General features: G+C 45.2%; 23 protein-coding genes. 12 read left to right on the top strand and 11 right to left on the bottom strand.

Annotation, left to right across the window (positions count from 1 at the left end; all coding sequences use genetic code 11):
- Positions 1-9: 9 nt before the first annotated feature.
- Positions 10-666: a hypothetical protein gene (locus PVA46_RS04615; protein WP_167695586.1), complete on the bottom strand. Its 657-nt coding sequence runs from the start codon at positions 664-666 to the stop codon at positions 10-12.
- 181 nt (positions 667-847) lie between these two features.
- Between PVA46_RS04615 and PVA46_RS04610 the strand changes: the two genes are divergently transcribed.
- From PVA46_RS04610 to rsmD, 4 genes are all read left to right on the top strand, one after another.
- The gene (locus PVA46_RS04610) at positions 848-2278 is read left to right on the top strand and encodes a carbon starvation CstA family protein (RefSeq protein ID WP_167695585.1); all 1431 of its coding nucleotides are present in this window, start codon (positions 848-850) and stop codon (positions 2276-2278) included.
- A gap of 166 nt (positions 2279-2444) precedes the next feature.
- Entirely contained in the window at positions 2445-5600 is a 3156-nt protein-coding gene (gene ileS, locus PVA46_RS04605) for an isoleucine--tRNA ligase (protein WP_167695584.1), read from the top strand.
- Positions 5601-5624: 24 nt separating this feature from the next.
- Entirely contained in the window at positions 5625-6245 is a 621-nt protein-coding gene (locus PVA46_RS04600) for a hypothetical protein (RefSeq protein ID WP_167695583.1), read from the top strand.
- On the top strand, positions 6245-6808 hold the full coding sequence (gene rsmD / locus PVA46_RS04595) for a 16S rRNA (guanine(966)-N(2))-methyltransferase RsmD (RefSeq protein WP_167695582.1): 564 nt from the start codon (positions 6245-6247) through the stop codon (positions 6806-6808). The genes PVA46_RS04600 and rsmD overlap by 1 nt, the downstream gene beginning before the upstream one ends.
- Here the strand turns inward: rsmD and PVA46_RS04590 are convergent.
- The 5 genes from PVA46_RS04590 to PVA46_RS04570 form a co-directional block, all read right to left on the bottom strand.
- Positions 6781-7497 (bottom strand): biotin--[acetyl-CoA-carboxylase] ligase, encoded by a 717-nt coding sequence (locus tag PVA46_RS04590; protein WP_167695581.1) that lies wholly within the window; start codon positions 7495-7497, stop codon positions 6781-6783. The genes rsmD and PVA46_RS04590 overlap by 28 nt on opposite strands.
- Positions 7484-7939 (bottom strand): hypothetical protein, encoded by a 456-nt coding sequence (locus PVA46_RS04585; protein ID WP_167695580.1) that lies wholly within the window; start codon positions 7937-7939, stop codon positions 7484-7486. Before PVA46_RS04585 ends, PVA46_RS04590 begins: the two co-directional genes overlap by 14 nt.
- Before the next feature lie 21 nt (positions 7940-7960).
- Complete coding sequence (locus tag PVA46_RS04580) at positions 7961-8560, bottom strand: hypothetical protein (RefSeq protein ID WP_167695579.1); 600 nt, start codon at positions 8558-8560, stop codon at positions 7961-7963.
- A gap of 106 nt (positions 8561-8666) precedes the next feature.
- A complete protein-coding gene (locus tag PVA46_RS04575; RefSeq protein WP_167695578.1) occupies positions 8667-9272 on the bottom strand; it encodes a hypothetical protein in 606 nt (201 codons plus the stop codon).
- 71 nt (positions 9273-9343) lie between these two features.
- Positions 9344-9988: a thiamine diphosphokinase gene (locus tag PVA46_RS04570; protein WP_167695577.1), complete on the bottom strand. Its 645-nt coding sequence runs from the start codon at positions 9986-9988 to the stop codon at positions 9344-9346.
- 94 nt (positions 9989-10082) lie between these two features.
- Between PVA46_RS04570 and PVA46_RS04565 the strand changes: the two genes are divergently transcribed.
- The 8 genes from PVA46_RS04565 to PVA46_RS04530 all read left to right on the top strand — a co-directional run bounded on the left by PVA46_RS04565 (position 10083) and on the right by PVA46_RS04530 (position 18751).
- Positions 10083-12182 (top strand): hypothetical protein, encoded by a 2100-nt coding sequence (locus PVA46_RS04565; RefSeq protein WP_167695576.1) that lies wholly within the window; start codon positions 10083-10085, stop codon positions 12180-12182.
- A gap of 23 nt (positions 12183-12205) precedes the next feature.
- On the top strand, positions 12206-13513 hold the full coding sequence (locus PVA46_RS04560; RefSeq protein WP_167695575.1) for an RnfABCDGE type electron transport complex subunit C: 1308 nt from the start codon (positions 12206-12208) through the stop codon (positions 13511-13513).
- Positions 13514-13517: 4 nt separating this feature from the next.
- The gene (locus PVA46_RS04555; protein WP_167695574.1) at positions 13518-14369 is read left to right on the top strand and encodes an RnfABCDGE type electron transport complex subunit D; all 852 of its coding nucleotides are present in this window, start codon (positions 13518-13520) and stop codon (positions 14367-14369) included.
- A gap of 122 nt (positions 14370-14491) precedes the next feature.
- Positions 14492-14884 carry a hypothetical protein gene (locus tag PVA46_RS04550; RefSeq protein ID WP_274360263.1) on the top strand — a complete coding sequence of 131 codons (393 nt, stop codon included), beginning with the start codon at positions 14492-14494 and terminating at the stop codon, positions 14882-14884.
- A complete protein-coding gene (locus PVA46_RS04545; RefSeq protein WP_167695572.1) occupies positions 14885-15475 on the top strand; it encodes a hypothetical protein in 591 nt (196 codons plus the stop codon).
- 125 nt (positions 15476-15600) lie between these two features.
- Positions 15601-16023, top strand: coding sequence for a hypothetical protein (locus PVA46_RS04540; RefSeq protein WP_167695571.1), 423 nt, complete (start codon positions 15601-15603; stop codon positions 16021-16023).
- A 24-nt stretch (positions 16024-16047) separates the two neighbouring features.
- Positions 16048-16905 (top strand): 4Fe-4S dicluster domain-containing protein, encoded by an 858-nt coding sequence (locus PVA46_RS04535; RefSeq protein WP_167695570.1) that lies wholly within the window; start codon positions 16048-16050, stop codon positions 16903-16905.
- Positions 16906-16915: 10 nt separating this feature from the next.
- The gene (locus PVA46_RS04530; protein ID WP_167695569.1) at positions 16916-18751 is read left to right on the top strand and encodes an alpha-amylase/4-alpha-glucanotransferase domain-containing protein; all 1836 of its coding nucleotides are present in this window, start codon (positions 16916-16918) and stop codon (positions 18749-18751) included.
- Here PVA46_RS04530 and PVA46_RS04525 read toward each other — a convergent pair.
- From PVA46_RS04525 to PVA46_RS04505, 5 genes are all read right to left on the bottom strand, one after another.
- Positions 18748-19758 carry a hypothetical protein gene (locus PVA46_RS04525; protein WP_167695568.1) on the bottom strand — a complete coding sequence of 337 codons (1011 nt, stop codon included), beginning with the start codon at positions 19756-19758 and terminating at the stop codon, positions 18748-18750. The two genes, PVA46_RS04530 and PVA46_RS04525, sit on opposite strands and share 4 nt — an antisense overlap.
- A 66-nt stretch (positions 19759-19824) precedes the next feature.
- Positions 19825-20544 carry a leucyl/phenylalanyl-tRNA--protein transferase gene (locus tag PVA46_RS04520; RefSeq protein WP_167695567.1) on the bottom strand — a complete coding sequence of 240 codons (720 nt, stop codon included), beginning with the start codon at positions 20542-20544 and terminating at the stop codon, positions 19825-19827.
- A complete protein-coding gene (locus tag PVA46_RS04515) occupies positions 20545-22785 on the bottom strand; it encodes an AAA family ATPase (RefSeq protein WP_167695566.1) in 2241 nt (746 codons plus the stop codon).
- A gap of 2 nt (positions 22786-22787) precedes the next feature.
- On the bottom strand, positions 22788-23099 hold the full coding sequence (locus PVA46_RS04510; RefSeq protein ID WP_167695565.1) for an ATP-dependent Clp protease adaptor ClpS: 312 nt from the start codon (positions 23097-23099) through the stop codon (positions 22788-22790).
- A gap of 5 nt (positions 23100-23104) precedes the next feature.
- The gene (locus tag PVA46_RS04505; RefSeq protein ID WP_167695564.1) at positions 23105-23368 is read right to left on the bottom strand and encodes a hypothetical protein; all 264 of its coding nucleotides are present in this window, start codon (positions 23366-23368) and stop codon (positions 23105-23107) included.
- Positions 23369-23380 lie beyond the last annotated feature (12 nt).

Here is a 23380-nt window from a genome sequence, read left to right as displayed (position 1 = left end):
AGAGACTCCTTAGGCACCAAATATGGGATTAATACTATTAAGACCGATTAAAAAGCTAATCTGGAATTTAGATGCCATTTGATCGCGAGGGAGATGCCACGCCATCGGGTTGATGTAGCCACGAATAATCAGGTTGATGATCGGTAGAACGGTAACCTCCCACGTAATAATGGGCTGAATTGAACCTTTCCCACGATAGCTAGTGAGTACGCCTTGCTGGTAGTGTTGCATTTGGGGAGCGGTATTGAAGAGCGCGCCGACACCAATACCTAGTGAGCCGAGAGTAAAGTCGATATGTGCCATTAGGTCGAGGGTATACTCTTGCCAGCGCACCTCAAGCGACTCTCCGTTATCTATCTCGTTTTTTATCTTGTTAAAAAGCGAAAAGTGTCCATTTAGCCTCACGCCAATACTGATTGGTTCAAACATGTTATCAGAGATAAAGAATTGAAAGCCAAAGGTAAAGCCTCCGCTAAAGGTGGGTATGGCATTTTTCTTTACTGTTACTTGCTCTTGGTCAAATTGGAGATCTTGCTGGGCAAAGCCAATGCCTATCCCCAATCTAACCCCTGCGTAAACGTATCCGTTGTCATTAAAAGCATGGATTTGTGTTGCGCCTATTAAGAGCATAGCCAACATCATGAGCAACTCTCTTATCTTCATCATAAATAGTATTATAGCATAATCAAGCAAATAGCACAACGGGTAGTTTTTGTGAGATCAAGATAAGCTAAACATTTTGCTACAAAGGGCGGATGCGTATTGTTTAATCTATCTTATATCTAAATATTGACAAAATTGAATCATTTGTGGTATCATGCAAGATATAATATATAAGGAGTCTATCATGATCTATTTTATACTTGCCATTCTTTTATTGGCAGTGGGGTATCCTCTGCTTAGCCGAATTGCTGCGCGCACGTTTGGTGAGGACGACAGCATTGTTACGCCCTCGATTCGCCTTAAAGATGGCGTGGACTTTGTGGAGTTACCCAAGTGGCGTATCTTTTTGATTCAATTTATCAACATCGCCGGACTAGGGCCTATTTACGGGGCGATTTCAGGCGCACTCTTTGGCCCGGTGGCGTTTCTCTGGATTGTTTTGGGTGGATTGCTCGTTGGTGGTGCGCACGACTACTTCTCGGCAATGATCTCCTTGCGTCATAATGGCAGTAGTTTTACCGAAATTGCGGGGCGCTATTTGGGTAAGTCGAGTTTATGGCTGATTCGCTTTTTTACTATCATGTTGTTGATTTTTTTAACAACCGTCTTTGTCAAAGGGCCCTCTACTATTCTCTCAACGCGATTTAGCGAAGTACCGATTCTCTCACAATCAGCATTTTGGTTGATGATCATCTTTGGTTATGTGCTGGCTGCAGCGATATTTCCAATCCATAAAGTGATGGGGCGCGTTACGCCTATCTTTGGAGTGGCTTTTATTCTTATGCCTGTGGCTTTGCTCTTTATCCTTCTTTTTAAGGGAGAGGCGCAGAATCTTCCGCCGTTTTCGCTACAAAATTTTCACTATAATCCCAAAACAACCATCTGGCCTATGCTCTTTGTAACCATCGCTTGTGGAGCAGTTTCGGGGTTTCACGCTACGCAATCGCCGTTAATGGCGCGTTGTATTAATAAGGAACGGGATGGGCGCACGATTTTTTACGGTGCAATGATTGCTGAATCGCTAGTTGCGTTGATCTGGGCAGCCGCTGCCATGACGTTTATGGGGAGCATCGAGGGGTTGCGCGATATCATGCAAGCAAACCAAGGGGATCCCGCGGTGATTGTCTTATTGATTGGGGAGAATTGGCTGGGGAGCATGGGTGTACTCTTGGCGATTATCAGCGTTGTGGTGGCGCCCATCACCTCTGCCGACTCGGCCTTAAGAGCTACGCGTCTCTCCGTAGCCGATAGCTTGACCTTCTCGCAAACGAGTGTGCGTAATCGCCTCATCTTAACGATTCCCCTCTCGGCGATTGTTATTATCCTCACTAATGTTGACTTTGCGATCATTTGGCGCTACTTCGCCTTCTCCAACCAACTGCTTGCCACGCTCACGCTCTGGACGATTACTGCCTACTTTAAGCAGGTCAAAGGCAAAATTCTCTGGTGGACACTCCTTGGTGCTTTGTTCATGACCAATGTCGTTATCAGTTACATTCTCTACGCCCCCGAAGGCTTCAGACTTCCTTGGAACATTTCGGTAAGCGCAGGCATTATTGGCTCTTTCGTGGTGCTCATTCTCTTTCTTCGCAAAAAGAGTTCGGCCACTGCCTAGTTCGTCTTCTAATATCTAAGACGAAAAGATGAATTTTTGCCGAAAGAGTCTTGCCATAAGTGGCTTTTTCGGCTAGAATAGATCACAGTAAGCGCGAAATTTATGCGAAAATTTTGCATATTTATGCGATAAAATGGTAAATTATTCAGAGTGAGAGGATACATCTATGTATAAGCCGGTAGACCCCAAGACCAATTTTCCCAAGCTGGAAGAGAGCATTTTAGCGTTTTGGCAAGCAGAGCAGATCTTTGCTCGTTCGCTGGAGCAGACCAAGACCGGTAAGCCTTTCATTCAATACGACGGGCCGCCTTTTGCCACGGGATTACCCCATTATGGACACTTGATTCAGAGCGCTCTTAAGGATACCTTTCCGCGCTATAAAACGATGCAGGGTTTTCATGTGGAGCGTCGCTTTGGTTGGGATTGCCACGGTCTGCCCATCGAGTACGAGATGGAGAAGGAGCTAGGTGTCTCGGGTAAGAGCCAGATCGAAGCTTATGGTGTGCCCCAGTTTAATCAGGCGTGTTCCTCCATCGTAATGCGCTATTCCAGCCAGTGGCAAGAGTATATTAATCGTCTGGGGCGCTGGGTAGACTTTGAAAATGACTACAAAACCATGAGTCCACAATTTATGGAGAGCGTCTGGTGGGTCTTTAAAGAGCTCTATCATAAAGATTTGGTTAAAGAGGGATCGTATATCTTGCCATACTGCCCACGCTGTAGCACCCCGTTGAGTAATCATGAGCTCAACTTGGGTGGCTACAAAGAGGTTAGCGATATGACTGGTACGGTGCGCTTTGCCCTTGTCGATGAAGAGCAGACCTTTTTCTATGCCTGGACGACCACACCTTGGACGCTACCTAGTAACCTTGCACTTGCCGTGGGGCCTGAGTTAACCTATGTAAAAATTCGTATTCTCGCGAGCGGAGAGCAGGTTTATCTGGCGCAAGCGCGTTTGGAGAGCTATTTCAAAGAGCCTCAAGCATATCAAATTCTTGGTACCTACCAAGGAAAAGAGCTGATGGGCAAGCGCTATCAACCGCTCTTTCCCTACTTTGCCGACTTAGCTACACGTGGTGCGTTTCAGGTCTATCCCGCCGATTACGTGGGTGAAGGCGACGGCACGGGAATCGTGCACACTGCCAACGGGTTTGGTGAGGATGACTATCTCACGTTGAAGCACACGGGCTTACCGACCATCTGTCCGGTAGATGATGAGGGCAGATATACCGCCGAAATCGCTGATTATGTGGGTCGTTATGTAAAGGATTGCGATAAAGATATTTTGCGTCAACTCAAGGGCGAGGGGAAGTTAGTGAAGCAAGAGCCTTATCTGCACAACTATCCGCACTGTTGGCGATGTGAATCGCCGTTGATTTACCGCGCGATTGGCAGTTGGTTTATCGACGTGCCGAAGATTATCCCCCGTATGTTGGCTGCTAACGAGCAGATTACGTGGATTCCGGGGCATATTAAGGCAGGGCGCTTTGGTCGCTGGCTGGAGAATGCGCGCGACTGGGCGATTAGCCGTAATCGCTATTGGGGCAATCCCATTCCTGTCTGGCGATGCGATAGCTGTAAGGCGATCGAGGTGATTGGCTCTCGCGATGAACTGGAGCAAAAGAGTGGTGCGCGCCCTGACGATCTCCATAAGCATATTATCGACGAAGTAACGTGGAGTTGTGGCTGTGGTGGCATCATGCACCGTATCCCCGAAGTTTTCGATTGCTGGTTTGAGTCTGGCGCGATGCCTTTGGCGCAACATCACTATCCTTTTGGCGAGAAGCAAGAGCTCGATGCATTGATGCCCGCCGATTTTATTGTGGAGGGTATCGATCAGACGCGCGGTTGGTTCTACACACTCACCGTCTTGGCGGTGGCACTTTTTGACCGCCCTGCCTTTAAGATGTGCCTCACAACTGGCTTGGTCTTGGCGAGCGACGGGCAAAAAATGAGTAAGAGCAAGAAGAACTACACTGATCCGCTGGAGATTATCAATACCTATGGTGCGGATGCAACGCGTATCTATCTGCAGTCGAGTCCGCTCTCGCAGGGGGCTGACTTACGCTTTGTCGACGATGGTGTGCGTGATGTGCTCAAAGGGCTGATGCTTCCTATCTGGAATGCATACTCCTTCTTTGTAACCTATGCGAATATCGATAAGATGGAGGTGGGCGACCTCCCCAAGACGCTTCATCATGAGCTGGATCGTTGGATCGTTAGCCGTACGCATCGCCTCATTGGGGCGGTGGAGAGCGCCATGGATGTCGGTGATATTCACCAAGCAATCAAAGAGCTGGAACATTATGTCGACGTACTGAATAATTGGTATATTCGCCGTAGTCGTCGTCGTTTTTGGAAGAGCGATAGCGACCTTGACAAAGAGCAAGCCTACGCCAGCCTCTACCACGCGCTGTACCACCTCTCCTTGGTGATGGCACCGCTGATACCTTTTATGAGCGAAGCAATCTACCAAAATCTCAAGCGCCCGAATGACCCAATGAGCGTACACCTTGCAACATGGCCCAAGGTGATCAATTCTTATCTAAATAAAGAGTTAGAAGACCAGATGGCACTAATCTTGCAGAGTGTACGCCTAGCGCATGCGTTGCGATCGAGCGCCAATATTAAGAATCGTATTCCGTTGGCGAAACTTTATGTCGTCTCGCGTAATGCCGATGAACGCGCCACTTTCATCAAGATGAGCGAGGTGTTACAAGAAGAAGTCAATGTGAAGAGCGTGGTGGTGGAGTCTGCCGAAGAGCGCTTGGTAGATTACACCATGAAGGCGAACTTTAAGATTCTTGGCAAGGTGCTGGGCAAGGATATGAAAGTGGGTGCTAGTGCCATTGAGGCGTTACCCACCCGTGCGATTCTTAGCTTGCTTGCCGGCGAGCGCCTAACCATTGAATTCTCGGGCGTGCAGATGAATCATCTCGAAATTGGGCTAGAGGATGTCTTGATTACGCGCCATGCGAAGGCCGACGTGCAGACGATTAGCGAGGGGCATCTTACGGTTGCGCTGGATACCACGCTCACCCCTGAGCTCTTACGCGAGGGCATGATGCGCGATCTTATTCGCGCTATCCAAAATTTACGCAAAGAGTCCGATTTTGCCGTCAGCGATCGTATCACCTTTACACTAGTTGTCGAAAATGCAGAAATTGAAGCGGAATTTGCCTTGATTTTATCCGAATTTGGTGCGTTTATTAAGAGAGAGGTGCTCGCAACGAATCACTCTTTATCGGTGGGGGTATCGGATTCGGCTAGTGATATTGTCGTTGGTACGTTTTCGGCAAAGCTAGTGGTGAAGCGCGTATAAATGGCGAAAAAGAGAGGAGAGCCTATGTTTTGGCAGAAGAAGAGCATCGTCGCGAAAGGCATTGAGATAGAAGATAAGTATAAGCAGCATCATGTGTTACCCAAACTTGAAGATGCTTCGGCACAGCGTCGCTTAAACTATATGGTGGCAGGGATTTTTGCCATAACATTTGGGGTGATTAGCTGGTTGTTTTTGTATCATGTGGCGGATATTTTTCATCAAGGCTTTCTCCTTTTTCTGGTTGGCTTGACGCTTTTTTTAGGCATTACGGGGCTATCGGCGTGGTTTGGGCATTGGGTGGCGATGCGCGCCGGCAAGATGCGGGTAGAGCAATATTATCAACTCTACGCCCATTATGAGGGTGATCTTCAGGAGGTAAAAGTGGCTCGAGAAGCACTCATGCGTGCCGAAGAGCGCTTGGCAAGTACCGAAGATCAGTTGGATCGCTTGATTGGTTCGACTTATAATCGTCCATTATTGGTTGCCTCCTTTGCCGCGATTTCGGCAGTATTCTTGCACAAGTGGCAAAAATCAACTAAACATTTAGCGCGAAATCCAGAAAAAACCACCTTGCAAGCACAAGATCTTACCGATCAGATGGTCTATCAGCACGATATCGAGAGCGATAAAGGAGAGCCAACCTAGTGCGTATTACTGGTGGTAGCTATCGATCGCGGGTGGTTAAAGTTCCCCCTGGGGAAATTCGTCCTGCGATGGATCGTATGCGCGAGTCGATGTTTGCAATTCATACCAGTTACTATGGCAGTTTGACAAATTTTTCCTTTTTGGATCTCTTCTCTGGGAGTGGTATCGTTGCCTTAGAGGCCGCCAGTCGAGGGTGTAGTGAGATTACGCTGGTAGAGAAAGATCGAAAAAAACGCTCTGTTATGATGGAGAATTTAGCGATTGTTGATAGCATAGAAAGTAAACTCTACTTGATGGGCGTAGAGCAATTTTTAGCACAAATTGCTAAGCCTAATTCTTTTGATTTAATCCACTTAGATCCGCCTTTTCCTATGAAAAACAAGCATCTCTATATCCAAAAAATTGCCGATTTAAATCTTTTAAGAGAGGGCGGAACGCTCACCTTGCATTACCCCAAAGAAGATGATTTAGTGGAGCAACTTGGCGATTTATTCTGTGTAGATAATCGATCGTATGGACAGTCGCAATTAGCGTTTTATCGACGCACAACTTCTCCTGCATAAAGGGGAGTAATCGTGCCTTCTAATGTTTTGACAAGAAGTGCGCCATCTTTATTAACCGATAAAATCTTTCCCTCTATGTATTTATCTCCAACTTGATAGGTGATGGGATGGTTTGGTTTATAGAGCAATTTATTGAAAGCATCTTGCCATTGAATGATTGTCAACGTTTGATGTAGTTCTTGTAAGAGGTTATCGATGATCTCTGTTTTTGTGTGTGTGAGGTTCGGGAAAATTTCTTCTAGTCCGACCGCTGGGAAGATCTGTTTTTTGAATAAAATATTGATATGATCTTTTTTTTCAATATTTATACCAATACCAACCAGATAAAATCCTTCATATTCTTGCGTTAAGATCCCAGAAATTTTTTTTTCTTGAATCAGAATATCATTGGGCCACTTAATGGTTACTGGGCTCAGGGGGAGCTGTTGAAAAAATCGGGCAATGGCTAATCCAATAAGTAGCGAAAGTGGCGCATGCATAGGCGTTTTACTTTTATGGAGAGATAACGTAAAGGTGATATCTTTGTTTGTACTTTGCCATGTTTCTTGAGGATTACGACATTTCCCTTCTGTTTGCTTGTCCGTAAGAAAGATAGCCCCATGTGATAAATGGAGCTTGGCATCCTCCATGGTAGAGGCTGTCTCTGGTTTAAAGAAAATTTTACCGCCAAAGGGATTAACAATATTCATCTTTTTTAATAAATTCTTCAAAGAATTGCATAAATGCGATTTTCGTAGAGATGTCATCAAGGATTTCTTGGTTAGTCATAGAATAGAAGATCCATTTTGGTGAGTGTAATTGTAAGTTTGAATTTATGCTACTCTCTTTTTTTGCGGTAATTTCTGTGATAAAGAAATTGTGATGAGTAATGTGTCGCGCAATATGATCGACTATTTTTTGATAAACCCCATCGTTTTTTCCACGTCTTTCTGATCGATATACAAGAAAAATATAGGCGTACTTATCTAAATTGTCTGGAAGAGTGGGAAGCGGTGAGTCTAATTTTTTTTTGAATAATCGCGGTTTAAGGACATCAAAAGGATGAAGATCCGCATAACTATCGAACCAAGAGCTAAAGGTTTCCGTCTCTGGAAAAGAGTGCGGATATAGCAATAAAATATTATTCGACATAAACCCCTCCAATGATTATCCCTAATGAGAGAAAAAGATGTATTCTTCCTCGAGGATGACCCCCTCAAGGTGAGTGATGTCTAACCCTAAATCTTCTAAATTTTTTCTCGTGATACCTACATGAAGTGTGTTAGCATCAATTTTTAATAGAAGAATCCCATCGCTAAGGCGTATCTCTTGGTTTGTATCATCGGTGTTTAGCTGAAGATGATTGAATTCATCATGGGAAGCAGTGTAGAGATTATTTAATATTTCTTTGGCCGTTAAGTACTGCATGTCTCTGGTTTGCGCGTGCGACTGTGCGATGATGAGAGCGTTGGTTTTTTCATTAAAAAGAACATATCTATTGAGTTGAATTTTATTTTGAGTTAAAAGACCCGCTTGGATAAATGGTTCTGCTGGGACTTGTAAGGTTAGCTGGGAGTTACGGATGTAGAGGATAAAACCATTGTCTAAAGTGAATTGGAGGGTGCCATTATAGACTTCTTGGGGAGGCTCTTGTTGTGCAAAGAGATGAAGCATTCTCTTTGTGAAGTGTTCTTGGGTGAGCGCTTGAGAGGAGAGAGAGCATGTCGTTACACTGAGGAGAAATAAGCTACTAAAGAGGAGTTTAACTCGCATAAATAGACCTTCTTAAGAAAAGCAATGATAACGACAGTATAGCATATTCTACAGAAAATAGCAACTTTTCTGGATATGTTTAGGTATCCAGAAAAGTCTAGATTTTTTATTTCTTAAAGATGAAGCACTCGCCGTCGACAGCACCTTTAATTTTCTTGAGGTTGCTGATGCCTGCGTTGTGAAGAACTTCAAGACGTACGCCGATAACAAAACCCTTTTCATGGAAGCCAAGGCGGAGAACGCCATCGGTTACGATGATCATGTTGTTAGCGTGCATTACGGTGTAGATGGAATCCTTTTCTTGAGTAGCATCAAAGAGACGTTTAGCAATCTCGTCAGCTTCAATCATTTGCATATCCATGGTTTGTGCCATGCTGTGCGCGATCATGAGGGTGTTAGCCTCTTGATTTACGTGAACGAATTCACCGTAAGAACCCTCTTCATCAGCTTTCATACCGGCTGCGATGAAGGACTTCGTTGGTGCATGAAGCACAAGGCGACCGCTACGAAGGGTTAAGCTGATGCCATTGCTAGCATTGAAGGTGAGCGTACCATTTTCGACAGCTGGAGTCTTCTTTTTTTGCGAGTGAAACGCTTTTACCAGCGTATCTACGAAGACTTCTTCGGTTACGGCTTCGTGCTCTTGCTCTTGTGCGGTTGCAGAGAAGGCAAGAAGTGCGAGGCTAAAAAAGAAAAAAAGCATTTTTTTCATAATTGACCATCCTTATTCTAAAGATTTTAAAGATACCTTGATTTTATCAAAATAAAAAAATAATGTCAATGCTAAATGACAAAAGGAATGATGCTTAGGAGGATTCCGTCAGCTATTTCTATTTTTATTATAGATTTATTTGTTGTGTTACTTAGGCTCATTTTGCTAAAGAGGGTATCAAAATTGCTAAAGGGCCAGGTTAGACCTTCGGTTTTGATGGGGTGTTGGGGCATGAGGAGGGGATAGAAGGAGATGGTTGTATCGATATCAAGCGTGAGTTTTAACGGTTTTTGGGGATGGATTGGGATGATTTGTTCGCAAGCGGTGAGCCAGAGGTGGAGGTTAGGGAATTGAGAAAAGAGCGCGGTGATGGCAAAGAGGTGATCGATGCGTCCCTCCCCTGCGCCGATGAGAGCGATGGACTTTGCGCCTAGTGATTGGGCTAGGAGAACGGCGAGTTCGGTGTCGGTTTCGTCTTTGGCTTTGGGGTGGCGGTGGATGGTTGCTTGTGGATAACGCTTGAGCAGGGATTCATCGTAGAGGGAGTCAAAATCTCCTATAATATGATGGGGGTGGTGTAACGTATCCACCAATTGATGCAAGCCAGAGTCGGCTGCGATGATGGTGCTATGCGGGCTAACGAGATGTTGCCACTTATCTGCGGGGGGGGCGTTGCCACCCGTAAAAATGAGCGTATCTGCATTTATAGATATCATGCCCTTTATCTTAACACCTTTAGGTATACGTGTCAAGTAAAAATTGCTTGTTCTTGCATAAGTATGATAATTTGAGTATACTGAAAGGAGGCATATGAGAGACGCAATTTCTATACAAATTAGCAATTTATATCACAGTCATTTAAGGCAAGAGCTGATCGAATCTCTTCAGCAGGTGCAGGGCATTATTCGCGTTGATATTAAGCAAGAGGGCAATCATTCGCTCTTAATTACCTTTGACGCATCGCTTGTAACTGAGTCTGAGATTCTCTTGAGATTGAAAGAGCAAGGTGCGCACGTGGTTGGATCGCGCTTAGAGGGCGGGGAACGACGACAGTATGCTCTCTTTTTTGCTGGCTTCTTTGGGGTGAGTTCACTTCTTCTTTGGCTGTTGGGTGCGATGCTACATCGATTTTTTCATATCACCTCTGCGTGGGTGGTATTGCTTTTCGTCTTAGGGTGGATACTCTTTGGGAGCATTCACAGGCATCTTAGTCGTCAGTTTGCGCGCTTTTCTGTGCCAATGGCAGATAGGCAGACGGTTAGTTTTGGGTATTATTTGTGGGTCAATGGGGGTCTCTTTTTTACGCTTCTTTACCTGCAGCCGCAACTCTTCTCTTTCGCCATGCTTACTAGCTATATGGGCTTAATTTTTTGGGCTTATGCAATTACTTTGGGCACGCTACACTATCGAATGTTGCTGCCATACTTTTTTGCGGATAAATCACATAACGCATTTGCCCAGTGGCGCGATAGCTTTGTCTTTGCGGACACAGAAAAAAAGTCTACCATGCTCTTACAGGCAGGCGATCGCTTCTCTCTTAAACGGGGGATGCTCTTGCCTGTTAAGGCGCGTCTCTTATCTGAAGAGGCAGAGCTGGAGCATCTTTATGGTAGAGAGCACGTAACGCATCACTATCGGTGTGGGGAGGGGCTTTGCGCCGGAGGGATTTCGAAGAGTGATTTGGTCTACTTTGAGGCCCTTTCCGGTTTGAATGAACCCTCTTTTCATGGGGAAATTACGCCCATTGTGCCTTGGCGTAGTGGGATTTCTTGGCTTAGTGTCATGTTTGCGTATCTTGGTCAGAGTTTTCTCTTTTTCCTTTTAGCGATGCTGGTTGTCGGGTTCTCTTATGCATCGATTGTTCCTTGGTATTGGTCGCTATCGATGTGGTTTCGCACGGGGGTGTTGGCGCTCTTTTGGGGTACGCTGACTCATCAATCGTGGGAGAATTTTACTCGAACACGTTTGCGTCGGCTCTTTGATCGCTGGTCGTGGGGTGGCGGAGCACTTTGGGTGCGACATCGGCGACTCACTGGGATTGCGCAGATCAAGACCTTAGTGATCCATCAGGGGCGCTTTGGTTTAGACTTAGCCATGGCACAGGCCAGTATTACCGTAACGAATTCCACGATGGCATCAACCTTTTCATCGCTAGCGGAGGACTTTCTATTACAACATCACACGAAATCGCCCTTGCCTTATCAAGAAGGACGCTGGGGCGCCTTATCTTATCGCGTAGAGGCGCAGAGTACCATCACGCAAAGCGCTGGTGGCTGTTACTACCGCTTTTCCTCTGATAATGCTGATTTGGGTTATATCTATATACCTTATATGCTTAATACAGAGTTACGATCCTTGATTACATTAGCAAAACAAGAGAAATTCGAAGTGGTTCTGATTAGCGCGCTAGCCCAAGGCTACCTTAACGATCTCTGTCGGGACGTGGGGGTGTTACATGCCTATGGTGGGTGTGATATCAGCCAAATTGACCAATTGCTGGCAACTTTTCAACGCAAAGCCGAACGGGTTATTTACCTTAGTGATGGCAGAAGTCTCGCGCATGAGGATAATATCAAGGATGCGCCCATTTGGTTAGCCGACGAACGTGCAGACATGCCTACGCTCAAGCGATCTGAAGTTATTTTTGGCGCAATCGAGACCAAATCGATCATGCGCTGGATAGCTCTCGCGCAACTCTTCGATCGCCTTACGCGTACACGTGCCAAAAGCTACCACCTCTTTTTTATCTTGCTACCCGTCCTTACCAGCCTTGTCTTTATCCACTGGTTAGACCTCTCTGCTTGGACAATTTTAGGCGTGAGTACGCTTAATTATCTGGTATTTTGGGCTTTTATGGCTATGAACAATTTAAAATTTATGATAAAATATGCAAAGACTACAGACGAATGAGTAGGGAGAACGAAATTAGAATCATGAGGATTTCTGGGGTCAAGGCGCCTAATAAGCCATCAAACCAAGCCGACGATACATTTCACTTTGCGGCAATTCCCATTATTGCCAGCTATCCGGTGCTTCAACATGCCGGGAAGGAGGCTCTACCCGTTGTCCACGTGGGTGATCGCGTAGAGGAGGGGATGCTTATCGCCAAGGCAACGACGATGCACTCGGCAAATATTCATAGCGCCATTCCTGGTGAAGTCAAGGCGATTACTTCACGCGTGCATGTCAATGGTAAGAAGATGCTCTTTATCGACGTGGCTACGGGTGGGCGTTTCCGTGTGCAAGCCAAAGATGCGGTTCGCGATTACAGCAACTGGAATAAACAGCAAATCCTTAGCGAACTCTCCAGTAAAGGCGTGGTCGAGTTAGATGGATCGGCAGTGCCTATTCATATTAAGTGGACTACAAAAGAGAAGTCTTGTTCCATATTGGTCGTCGATGCCAGTGAGGTCGATGCCTATCTTAGCCTTGCGCAACAGCTCCTTAAAGAGCAACTTACGGCAATTACCAGTGGTATTGCCATCGCCGCGAGACTTTTAGAGCCTAAAACCATCGTCTTGGTAAGCAATCGTACCTTCTCTGCAGAACTTCAGACCCTCTCCCAATCACTGAAAGAGATTACCAAATTGGAGGTTCGAGAGCTCCTGCTAGATGCTAAATATCCCTATCGTCATGAACGTCTGATGGTTTATAGCCTCACCCAAGAGCGTCTGCTACCAAGCGTTAGCGCAGAAGATAAAGGCATGGTGATTAGTAATATTGCTACATTTATCGCCAGTTATGAGGCGCTAGCCTTTGCTAAGCCACTTATTGATCGCGCCATTAGTGTGGCTGGGGCGGGCGTAAAACATTCGCGTTCGCTGATTGCCAAATTAGGAACGCCAATTGGCTTTTTATTAGAAGAGTGTGGCGGGCTTACGGCAAAAAATGCAACTATTGTCGCCCACACCGCGATGCTTGGTAAGATGGTGATCGATCTTGATACTCCACTCACCAAAGAGATGGTCGCCATTATGGCGTTGTTGCCAAAAGAGACAAAATCGGCAAGACCCACCGCATGCAGTGGCTGTAGTGCCTGTTTTCGTGGTTGTCCCTTGTCTCTTGCCCCACGAGAGATGTACCAGAGCATTAAGGCAAATCGTCTCGACATTGCGCATGCCTATGGACTATCGGAGTGTATCACTTGTGGGCTCTGTTCGTATCACTGCCCTGCAAGATTGGAGCTAAGTCAGACATTTGTGCAAGCACAAGATAAACCTACGCTAACGGGGAGGCAATAGCATCATGGAGATACTCTTTTCTGGGGTCAAGTCGGCACCGTTTATCCGTAGCTGGCAACGCACCTCTTTGCAGATGGGCTTGATGACACTAGCGTTGGGTTTGCAATTGATCCTTGCATGGTTATTGGAAGGGCAGGGGGAGATTCTTCTACGTTGGGGTATTTTATTAGCGATGAGCACGGGTCTGGAGCTTTTGATGAATCTTTTGTATCGAAAATTTATGCTCTTAGACGGTACGGCTTGGGTGAGTGCGACGATTTTAGCATTACTTCTGCCTATACAGCTCTTCGATCCATGGACGCTCTTTAGCATTGCTTTTTTCACCATTATTATAGGTAAGTGGGCGATTGGTGGCATGGGGGCGAACTACCTCAATCCTGCGATGGTGGGCTTACTCTATTATTTGTTGAGTACTCCCTATGCCGGCTTGGCGACGCTGTGGTCTAACCCGATATTAGCTGGAGTGTTGGTCGCTAGTTGGCTTATCTTAACCTTGTTGGGCATTATCAATGGCTCGGTCAGTCTCAGCGCTATTCTATCGTACCTAAGTCTGGCTTACCTCTTATCGATGATGGCTGGAGAATCATTTACGCCTCTTGCTAGTGGTGGGAGTTGGCTTTTCCTTGCGCTATTTGTTGCACCTAATCCCTCTTCTATACCCATGCGCCTTATCGGGAAGATTTTTTATGGATTGTTGATTGGTTTTTTGAGCGCGCTCTTTTTTTGGGGATATCAACTAGGGGATCTTAGCTTTGTCGTGGCGATTTTGATTGCAAATATGGTTAGTCCCGTCATTCATCGTCATACGTTGGGGCGTACATTTTCTAAACAAAAGCTAGGGAGGCATCGCACATGAGAATGGAGCGCAGTGCAAAAATTTATGGCATCACTTTTGGGGTAATCGCGTTTATTTTATTGATATTAACCATTGTCTCTTCTTTTATGTACAAAAAAAAGAGTCTGAATTACAATTATGAGATGTTAAATAAAGTCGGTATTTCACAAGATTATGTCGTTGCCTATACCGTTCAAGATGCTACGATTCGTCGCGTTATTCGTGGATCCTATGGAGCGCTTCAGTTGGACGAGGAGCTGCCTAGTAGTGAGGAGCTCTTTTGGGTGCTCAACTTGTGGGTGGAGAATTATGGTCTGCCTTTGGAGTTGATCGCGCATTATGGGAATAGTGGCGATCTAAAAGCAGTTGTTTATGCCAAAGAGTATCTTTATGTTCCCTTGCCTAGTGATCAACTGCTGGAGGGGTATCATCGTTATATAACAGAGCAGAGTAGGCCAACTCGTGAGGGCATCTATATATATGAGTTACTCAAGCATGGGCAGGCGTATGTGCAGGCAGAAGGATCGAGGGTATAAATGAAAGAGCGTATGATCTATAGCAACACACTTTTGTTGGTGTTATTTTTGCATGCAATGCTGATTCCCAGTGATATTGGTGTGATTGGCTGGGTATTGAGTCTTGGTTGGTCGTTATTGGTGTTACTGGCGGTGCCACGCTTATTTTATCAAATTGATAGATTACGAATTCAGCGTGAAGTGAGCGCAGCGATGGTTTTACTCTTTGGTATCTTTGTTTCGCTAACTTTTGCGCTTATTGAGCGATCTTTTTTCTATCTTTTTGATACGAAACATTTAGAACGTATGATCTTATTTGTCTTATTGAGCGTTTTAATTAGTCGTATAGAGAATGTCTATGAGGCACAGCATCTCTCGCAAAATCCCAAGCAAATCATTTTAACGATAAGCGTTGTTTTGGTTACGCTTTTGGGTAGCTATGCAATTATCCATAAGTTGATGCCTCTAGGGGTAGAGCGAAAGTTGATTACGGTAGGGGTTTGGTCATTTTGGCAGAGTTCGATGGGACGCACATTGATGATTATTTTCTTTTTTCTTAGTTACAGTACGCTGGATGATCTTGCTACGAAGATGCGAAGGAGGTTGGCATGAATTTGACGCAAAATTTTGTTTATAATCTTATAATAAACTATTTATTATTCTCTCTTTACGGGCACGCCTTTTTACTAAAAGCAATTCATCATAAGGGGATCCTATTCATAAAGAGTATCCTCTTTGTGATAATCTCCACGCTGACGTTACTTCTTCTGGTTTTATTGAGTAGTCAATTGCATTACAGCTGGCGCGTGATGCTCTTTTTTCTTCAATTCTCGTTTTCTATGCTTACTTTTTTTATTTTATTTCATAGCTTTTTGCCACTCAAACGTTATGACATGCCTGAAGATTTTTTGGTCTATCCCTTTGCCGTCGTACTGATGAGTAGTACGCTCTTTTTATTAGACGCTGAACGCACGATTGCTTGGCATGAAGGATTGGGACACTACGGGATGGGCATGTTGGCAGTTTGGTTAGCGGCCTTTATGGCTGTGGTCTATGAGGAGCGCTTTATTTTACACGCCCAAGCACGTTTTGGTGGCAGAATTCATCTTTTTTTGAGTGCGGCGCTTTTTTATATGATATTATATCCATTAATGAATTAGTTTGAGAGAAAGGGGCGCTAAGGAATGATCATTTTTTCGATAATATTAATCATACTGCTTTTAGCATTAGTGAGTGTAGGCTCGGTACTCTTTTTCTCGAATCTCACTAGCGAGGGGGTCTCGAAGGTTAAGGTGGTAGAAGATGCGCTACCGGGGGATGACTGCGGTAAGTGTGGATATCAGAGTTGTCATGACTTTGCGATGGCTTTGAGTATGCAACAAGAGATGCACGTGGAGCGTTGTTTTTTGATGAATGATGCTGAGCATCAACATGTGCGCAACCTCTTGGGCTACTATGCGAGCCGACAAATTATCTCTAGCAGTACGCCTAAGGTGGCATTTTTGGCTTGTCAGGAGAGTAATCCGCATACCAATCAATCTTTTTTGCGGGTAGATGTCCAGAACAAAAGTGCTTCTTGTCATGACATTGTAGGTTTAGTGGGTAATGAATTTAGCTGTTTTGAGCGCTGTATTGGGCGTGGCGACTGTATTCCTAGTTGTCCCGTTGAGGCCATTACACGCGATAAAGCGGGAAAGATTTACATCGATGGGGAGCGCTGTATTGGCTGTGGGTTATGTGTCTCGAGTTGTCCTAAGGATTTAATTAAAATTTTGGATCGCGATAGGTTAGCCTCGGTAGCTTGTAGCTCTTCTGTTTCGGAGCAGGAGAAGGAGAGAATCTGTCCTAGTGGCGGATGTACGGGTTGCGCGAGTTGTCAAAAACAGAGCAGTGCCGATACCTTTTTTGTGGAGAATTTTCTTGCTCAACGCGGAAAGGAAGTGATATCAAAAGAGCATATGCGACGTATTATTTATGGTTGCCCGACACAGGTGATTCATGCCTTTGAGCGGACGAATATGACCTCTAAGGTAGAGGAATAGGGCGGGCATTTTGTCGATTAAGCAGATTATTTTAACTATCCACCATGAGCTACCTTTGGGGGTGGATGAAGAGACGTTATCGCACTTTTATGAACGGGAAATTCGTCCATTTATTCGCCTTTTTTATGCAAGGCAGGAGTGGTCGTTTACGCATTACCTGTGTGGCGAGACGTTGCAATGGCTCAAAGCTTATCATAATGAGGCGATCTCCGCGATGAATGAACTGGTCTCGCGTAAGCAGATGGAAATCTTGGGGGGAGCTTATTATGCTTCGTTTATTCCCTTACTTTCGCCACAAGATCGCACTGCACAGATGGTAGAGATGGCGCTGGCCTTACGTGAGTATTTTGGTAAAAAACCGCATGGTGCCTATCTCAACGGTGATGTATGGGAGCCATCTTTGGTTCATAGTTTAAAGACCGGCGATCTTCATTATACGTTTGTCGATCGTTGCCGTTTTAACGCCAGTGGGATTCTTTCCCCTGGGGAGCTCTTTTTGACGGAAGAGATGGGTAAGACGCTTTGGGTTTTTCCTTTTGAACGATTAAATCTTGATGCTGAAGTAGACGCAGAAGTGCAACGTATCTTAGATTTACCTTGCGATGGCGACGGCTTGCTCTCTTTAGTTAGTGATGGCAGAGACGTGGTAGCACTAGAGCGTATTCTTAATGCGCTACAGGCAAAGGGCGTTCAATTTACGTTACCATCAAAGATTTTAACTCGTTATAAAACACTTTCTAAGCCGATTAAACGGGTTTATTTACCGGCTTCCACGGGCGTGGTTTTTGATACAAAGTCTGATTTTTATCGAAATGAGTTATTTAATCAATTTTCTATACGCTTATTTCACGCTAAAAGCATTCATACGGCATTGAGTGTACGGCAAATTAAGCGGGATAAAAGCCGTAAACACATTGCGATTCAGAGTGTATTACGCGCACAAAACCATCAATTTTACTGGCATCGGCGTTATGGTGGATTTCTCAATGCACAGGCACGCGAGAAGGCAATGCACCACCTTTTACAGGCTGATCAGATTGTCCGTGAAGCCGAGGCGATCAATTACGGGTTAGTTCGAGCTGATTTTGATATGGATGGCTTGGATGAGGTGCTTTATCAGAGCGCATTGAGTAATGCATTTGTCCATGCGCGTGGAGCTGTGCTCTTTGCTTGGGATTTTTTCCCTTCAGGGATTTCCTTACTTAATGTCTTTGCTAAGGATCATCTTGCTGGTTACTCGCGGGCATTTCACGACTTTTTTTATCCACAAGTATTTAGCTATCGTGATTGGAATGAGCCGATAGCAGAGCCGTTTCATGCAGAATTTGCCCAGAGTGTATACGAGTTGGTAGAGCTTAAGATGGGGGGTAATCAGGCTAAATACGCTTTGGAAAAGAATATTGATGAGACCTTGCTTTTATTAGAAAAAGAATTTCGTTTTCATGCCTCTTATTTAGAGGTGCGCTACGTCTTGAGTAATCATGCGTTAGGTCATGTGAGTCGAAAATTTGGCGTTGAACTTAACTTCTCTTTAGATGCGTCGATGAAATGTTTTAGTAAACACGGCGAGTTAGCACCTGACTCTTATGAGGAGATCTCTTATATTGATATGATTTCAGAAGAGAAGCGGATAAAGATTTCCATCTCTTTTTCGCATCCTATAACTCTCTGGAGAAAAACCCTTACAACAGCGTTTTCTGGACGAGAGGAGCATCAAGGAGTGGCGATTCTCATCTTATTACCTGTTGAGCTTCCCCCTGCGAGCGAGCAACGGTTGGATATTGTGATGCGTTTAGAGTTGTTTGAAAAAGATTCTAACTTATTATCTGCTAAGGAGATAAATTAATAGACGGTGTAATTGATGGTAAATGCCCAGCGATTATAACTTAGTACTTGATTGGCACGGATGAGTCGATGGTATCGGAAGTGGTAGAGTGGGCCAAAAGAGATGTTGCCTAGGCTGTAGAAGAGACCTAAGGAGAATTCCAGTGCAATACTCTCCTTGGTACGATGAAATGGCAGATATTCTAAACCAAAGTTAGCGTTAAGATATAGGTTTTTAGTGAAATTATTAGGAATGAAGCGACCAATGATGGCATCTTGAAAGGTAAGAGCGAATTTCGGCAGAATAAAAGGTTCGGGTAGCTCACCTATATCAGGATCGATGTGATTGAGGGGAATGATGTATTGCCCTGATACACCAAATTTGAGAGCAATGGTACTTTGAATCTCCACGGCAGGAATACGCCACGTGGTGCGCCAAACAAAAAAGGCATCATAGCGCATGTTGATGAAATCTTTGGCTATTTTAGGGAAACTAAAATCAATAAATTGCGAGGAGTAGGCAAGGGCAAAGCCAAATTGTTTATCCATGAAGGGTAAGTAGCCCTCTAGGTTGATGCCTAGCCCAGCACGTGCATAAGTGGGATTTCGCTCCCAGCGAAAGGTGTAGTTGTCGAGCTGTAGGGACGCAAGAAAGAGATAGCGATTTCTGTCGATGATATTATCATCGGTAGACCAGTTGACCTTCTCTTCTTGTTGATTTTTTTGTGCCTCTTCTTGGGCGATTTGGGCGTTAGCAATACGAATAATAGAGTCCGCATTCGCCACAACTTTAGGATTTGTTGGCGCCAGCGCACGCGCGCGTTCGGCATAAGCGATGGCTAACGTATATTTTTTTTGCAGTAAAGCATCGTTTGCTTGTAAAAAGAGTGCGTCGATCTGTTCTTCTCTGGATAAGTCACGGATCTCCTCCATAAATTGGTTGACATGCTCCTCATCTTCAGGAGTTGCCCATAAAGTAAGTGGGAAAAGCGTCAAAAGGAGAAAGAGAATAGTTTTCATTAAATTCACTTGAATAATGTTCTCCTTAGTATAGTGCTGGAGAGCGTATGGAAAAAGAGGATGCAGCAATCAAGTCTATTCATTGCGATATTTATCCCAGTGCGCTTGCGCGTGTTTGCGAGTCGCATGCTCTTTAAGGTGAGAGATAAATTGCTCCTGAGGAAGGAGCGTTGCCCCCCAACTTAGGAGGTGAGGTGAAGCTTGTTGTGCATCGAGGAGGGAGAGTTGATATTCTGTTTGGAGAAAAGTGATTAAGGTAAAGAGAGCGATTTTACTCACATTAGGGGCAAGTGAGACCATCGATTCACCGAAAAAAACAGATCCCAAAAAGAGACCGTAGAGCCCGCCAACCAAGGTTTCGTCGAGATAAAGTGTAACACAGTGAGCATATCCAAGGTGGTGAAGTTGACGATAAGCGTGAAGAAAGGAGTCATCAATCCAAGAGCCTGCTTCGGATGCATCGCCTCTGGGGGTATCGCGACAGAGCTTCATGAGAGCAGAAAAATCACGATCAAAGGCGATGGTATAGGGATGATTTTTGAGCACCCGTTGATTTGATTTACTAATGTATAAAGAGTCGGGGTAGAGCACACAACGCGGATCAGGCGAGCACCACAAGAGATCCCCTGCCTCGTCTCTGCCCCAAGGAAAGATGCCTTGCTCATATGCGGAGAGTAGGATGCCTGCCGAAAATCCTCCACCCTTGGCGACAACCAAAGGATGGAGTTGGGGAGGAAATTGATAGTGCTTGTCGAGGTCGGCAGAGAATGCCTCTGCGAAATGTTGCCAAGTCATTTATGCTGGGGTATTCACTTTGAGGATAATTTTCCCTTTTTTCACGCTTAACTCTATCTCTTTTCCGATTAAATTCCCCGATAAAATGCCATCGCTAAGAAGCTCTTTCACCTCTTCTTCAATCTTTCTGGCGATAGGTCTTGCACCGAATTCTTTATGATAGCTCTGTTTGATGAGATGATTGATAAGCGATGGCGCATAGGTGAGGGTGATCTCTTGTTTAGCAAGCAGGGCGACAACTTCATTCATCTCTTTAATCACGATACGTTCGACCATTTTTGTCTCTAAGAAGTTGAAGGCGATGACACCATCTAATCGGTTTCTAAATTCGGGAGAGAATGTCTGCTCGACCGCCTTAAAGAGGGCGGATTGATCGATATGTTTATCATCAAAGCCGATATTGGCCTTGCCAATTTGTTGGGCACCAATATTACCCGTCATGATGATGATAACATTGCGTAGGTCAGCTTTTCGCCCTTGCGTATCGGTGATAGTTGCATAGTCCATCGCCGAGAGAAGGATATTATAAATGTCGCGGTGAGCTTTTTCGATCTCATCAAGCAAGAGAACGGCATGGGGATGTTTACGTACTGCTTCGGTGAGTAATCCCCCCTCATCATAGCCAACGTATCCTGGAGGCGAGCCGATGAGTCTGGCAGCGGTATGTTGCTCTTGGTACTCACTCATATCGAAACGTAAGAATTTAGCCCCTAAGAACTTAGCAAGATTTTTAGCAAGTTCGGTTTTACCCACACCGGTAGGGCCAACAAAGAGAAAGGAGCCCATCGGTTTATCCTCTTTACGTAAACCAGCACGCGCTCGTTTGACTGTTTGCGCCACTTGTGCGATGGCTTTGTCCTGCCCGAAGATAACTTCTTTAAGACGTTCTTCCAAGGAGAGAATACGGTGTGCATCACTCTCGGTCATGGTCTGGATGGGCAGATGTGTCCATTTAGCGACGATTTGGCTGACCAGATTGGCTTGAACCTCTAGGGCTTCCTCACTAGATGCTTCTAGTGGGGGATTGAGCTTGAGATAGGCCCCCGATTCATCCATGGCATCGATAGCTTTGTCCGGAAGATGTCGCTCGGGAAGATAGCGGGCAGTAAGATCGACACAGGCTTTAATGGCATCAGGGTGATAGCGCACTTGATGAAATTCTTCAAAGCGTGCTTGCACACCTGCTAAAATGGCGTAACTCTCTTCGATGCTGGGTTCGGTAATCTCGATTTTTTGAAATCTACGGGCAAGCGCCCGATCTTTTTCGATAAATTTTTTGTACTCCTCATGTGTGGTCGAGCCAATCAGGCGCAATTGACCTGAGGCGAGTGCTGGCTTAAGGAGGTTAGAGGCATCCATGGCACTACCGGTTGTTGAGCCTGCCCCAACTAGCGTATGAATTTCATCGATAAAGAGGATAGTTTTACCCCCTTTAGATGCTTCTTTAATGACAAATTTCATGCGCTCCTCAAAATCACCACGATAGCGCGTACCAGCAACCAGTGAGCCTAAGTCGAGGGAGAGTAGACGGCAATCGGCAAAGGATTTGGGGGCTTTACCAGATATAATATATTGAGCAAGTCCGTGACTCATGGCGGTTTTACCCACGCCTGAATCGCCGATATGCAGGGGATTATTCTTGACACGGCGTGAGAGCGTCGTGATGGTTTGGGCAAGCTCCACTTGTCTGCCTACCAGCGGTTCAAGCTTACCATCGCGCGCCTCCTGAGTGAGGTCGGTGGTATAGCTCTTGAGCTGTGGCCGACTCTCTTCTGGACTGCGTGCATTGGGACTCTCCTCATCCTTGATATTGTTATGGGTCTGTTGGATAGCCTCAAAGAGACGCTCATGGTTGACACCATGTTTATGGAGAGAGTGCGCCACATAACTTTTGTCGAGGTTGACCATGGCAAGGAGGATATCGTTAATGACGACATTTTTTTTGCCACTACTAGAGGCGTGTAAAGAGACATTTTGTAGGAGGAGTTCGAGTTGGGGGGAGTTTGGGGGTTCGTTGTAGAGGTGGGTGCTTTTCGGAATTTCACTCTCTAGGTAGTCGATGAGATCGCGTTTGATGCTGATGATATCGATGCCAAGGGAGCTGAAGATAGCGCGCGGAGAGTTGGCGTCTAGGGCAACAAGGAGGAGATGCTCTGGGGTAAAAATTTCGTGGGTTTTTTCCTTAGCAAGGGCATAGGCGCGGTTGATAATGGCTTGTAATTCATTACTCATACTCATCATAATTATTCTACCTTCTCACATTCAATTTTTAAGGGATATTGCGCATCTCTGGCCATTTTGATTGCTTGTTGACGTTTAAAGAGAGCAACATCGTGGGTATAAATGCCGGCAACACCAGCACCTGATAGGTGGACTTCGAGCATTAATGCAATGGCCTTTTCGACAGTGTATTGAAAGAGATGCACCAGAAGAAGGACGACAAATTCTTGCGTAGTAACTTCGTCGTTATAGATGATGACACGCATACGTTGAGGTTCGTCGAATTGATCTTCTGACTGGGAGACTGATGTGGGCTGGGCATCTTTTACAATCATTGCGGTTAATCCTTTGTGGGTTCTTTTCTCCACTCAAAGATATGTTGTTGTAGGGCTGCGATGCTTGCTTCCATGTCAAGGTCGCCTACGCGTCCACGCCCCAGCCAATCATGGCCATCTAAGAGGTACATATCCTCTAGCTGTTGCTCTAAATCTTTGAGGCAAAAGAGGGGATCGTGATCACGTCGTTTTTTAATGGTGGCATAGGTGGCATCAAAAATATCTTCAAAGCACTGGATCTCCCAGTCGCTACTGCTGTCAATTAACATAGGTTACTCCTA

The organism is Entomospira culicis, assembly GCF_028748145.1.
Lineage (GTDB): Bacteria > Spirochaetota > Spirochaetia > WRBN01 > WRBN01 > Entomospira > Entomospira culicis.
This window is presented reverse-complemented; position numbering and strand designations above follow the sequence as displayed.

Excerpts from the sequence above, each read along its gene's own strand:
- PVA46_RS04515 (WP_167695566.1), bottom strand. The coding sequence starts at position 22,785 with ATGATGAGTATGAGTAATGAATTACAAGCCATTATCAACCGCGCCTAT.
- PVA46_RS04600 (WP_167695583.1), top strand. The coding sequence starts at position 5,625 with ATGTTTTGGCAGAAGAAGAGCATCGTCGCGAAAGGCATTGAGATAGAA.
- PVA46_RS04535 (WP_167695570.1), top strand. The coding sequence starts at position 16,048 with ATGATCATTTTTTCGATAATATTAATCATACTGCTTTTAGCATTAGTG.
- PVA46_RS04545 (WP_167695572.1), top strand. The coding sequence starts at position 14,885 with ATGAAAGAGCGTATGATCTATAGCAACACACTTTTGTTGGTGTTATTT.
- PVA46_RS04560 (WP_167695575.1), top strand. The coding sequence starts at position 12,206 with ATGAGGATTTCTGGGGTCAAGGCGCCTAATAAGCCATCAAACCAAGCC.
- PVA46_RS04505 (WP_167695564.1), bottom strand. The coding sequence starts at position 23,368 with ATGTTAATTGACAGCAGTAGCGACTGGGAGATCCAGTGCTTTGAAGAT.
- PVA46_RS04550 (WP_274360263.1), top strand. The coding sequence starts at position 14,492 with ATGTTAAATAAAGTCGGTATTTCACAAGATTATGTCGTTGCCTATACC.
- ileS (WP_167695584.1), top strand. The coding sequence starts at position 2,445 with ATGTATAAGCCGGTAGACCCCAAGACCAATTTTCCCAAGCTGGAAGAG.
- PVA46_RS04585 (WP_167695580.1), bottom strand. The coding sequence starts at position 7,939 with ATGTCGAATAATATTTTATTGCTATATCCGCACTCTTTTCCAGAGACG.
- PVA46_RS04520 (WP_167695567.1), bottom strand. The coding sequence starts at position 20,544 with ATGACTTGGCAACATTTCGCAGAGGCATTCTCTGCCGACCTCGACAAG.
- PVA46_RS04590 (WP_167695581.1), bottom strand. The coding sequence starts at position 7,497 with ATGAATATTGTTAATCCCTTTGGCGGTAAAATTTTCTTTAAACCAGAG.
- PVA46_RS04575 (WP_167695578.1), bottom strand. The coding sequence starts at position 9,272 with ATGAAAAAAATGCTTTTTTTCTTTTTTAGCCTCGCACTTCTTGCCTTC.
- PVA46_RS04615 (WP_167695586.1), bottom strand. The coding sequence starts at position 666 with ATGATGAAGATAAGAGAGTTGCTCATGATGTTGGCTATGCTCTTAATA.
- PVA46_RS04580 (WP_167695579.1), bottom strand. The coding sequence starts at position 8,560 with ATGCGAGTTAAACTCCTCTTTAGTAGCTTATTTCTCCTCAGTGTAACG.
- PVA46_RS04555 (WP_167695574.1), top strand. The coding sequence starts at position 13,518 with ATGGAGATACTCTTTTCTGGGGTCAAGTCGGCACCGTTTATCCGTAGC.
- PVA46_RS04570 (WP_167695577.1), bottom strand. The coding sequence starts at position 9,988 with ATGATATCTATAAATGCAGATACGCTCATTTTTACGGGTGGCAACGCC.
- PVA46_RS04565 (WP_167695576.1), top strand. The coding sequence starts at position 10,083 with ATGAGAGACGCAATTTCTATACAAATTAGCAATTTATATCACAGTCAT.
- PVA46_RS04510 (WP_167695565.1), bottom strand. The coding sequence starts at position 23,099 with ATGATTGTAAAAGATGCCCAGCCCACATCAGTCTCCCAGTCAGAAGAT.
- PVA46_RS04610 (WP_167695585.1), top strand. The coding sequence starts at position 848 with ATGATCTATTTTATACTTGCCATTCTTTTATTGGCAGTGGGGTATCCT.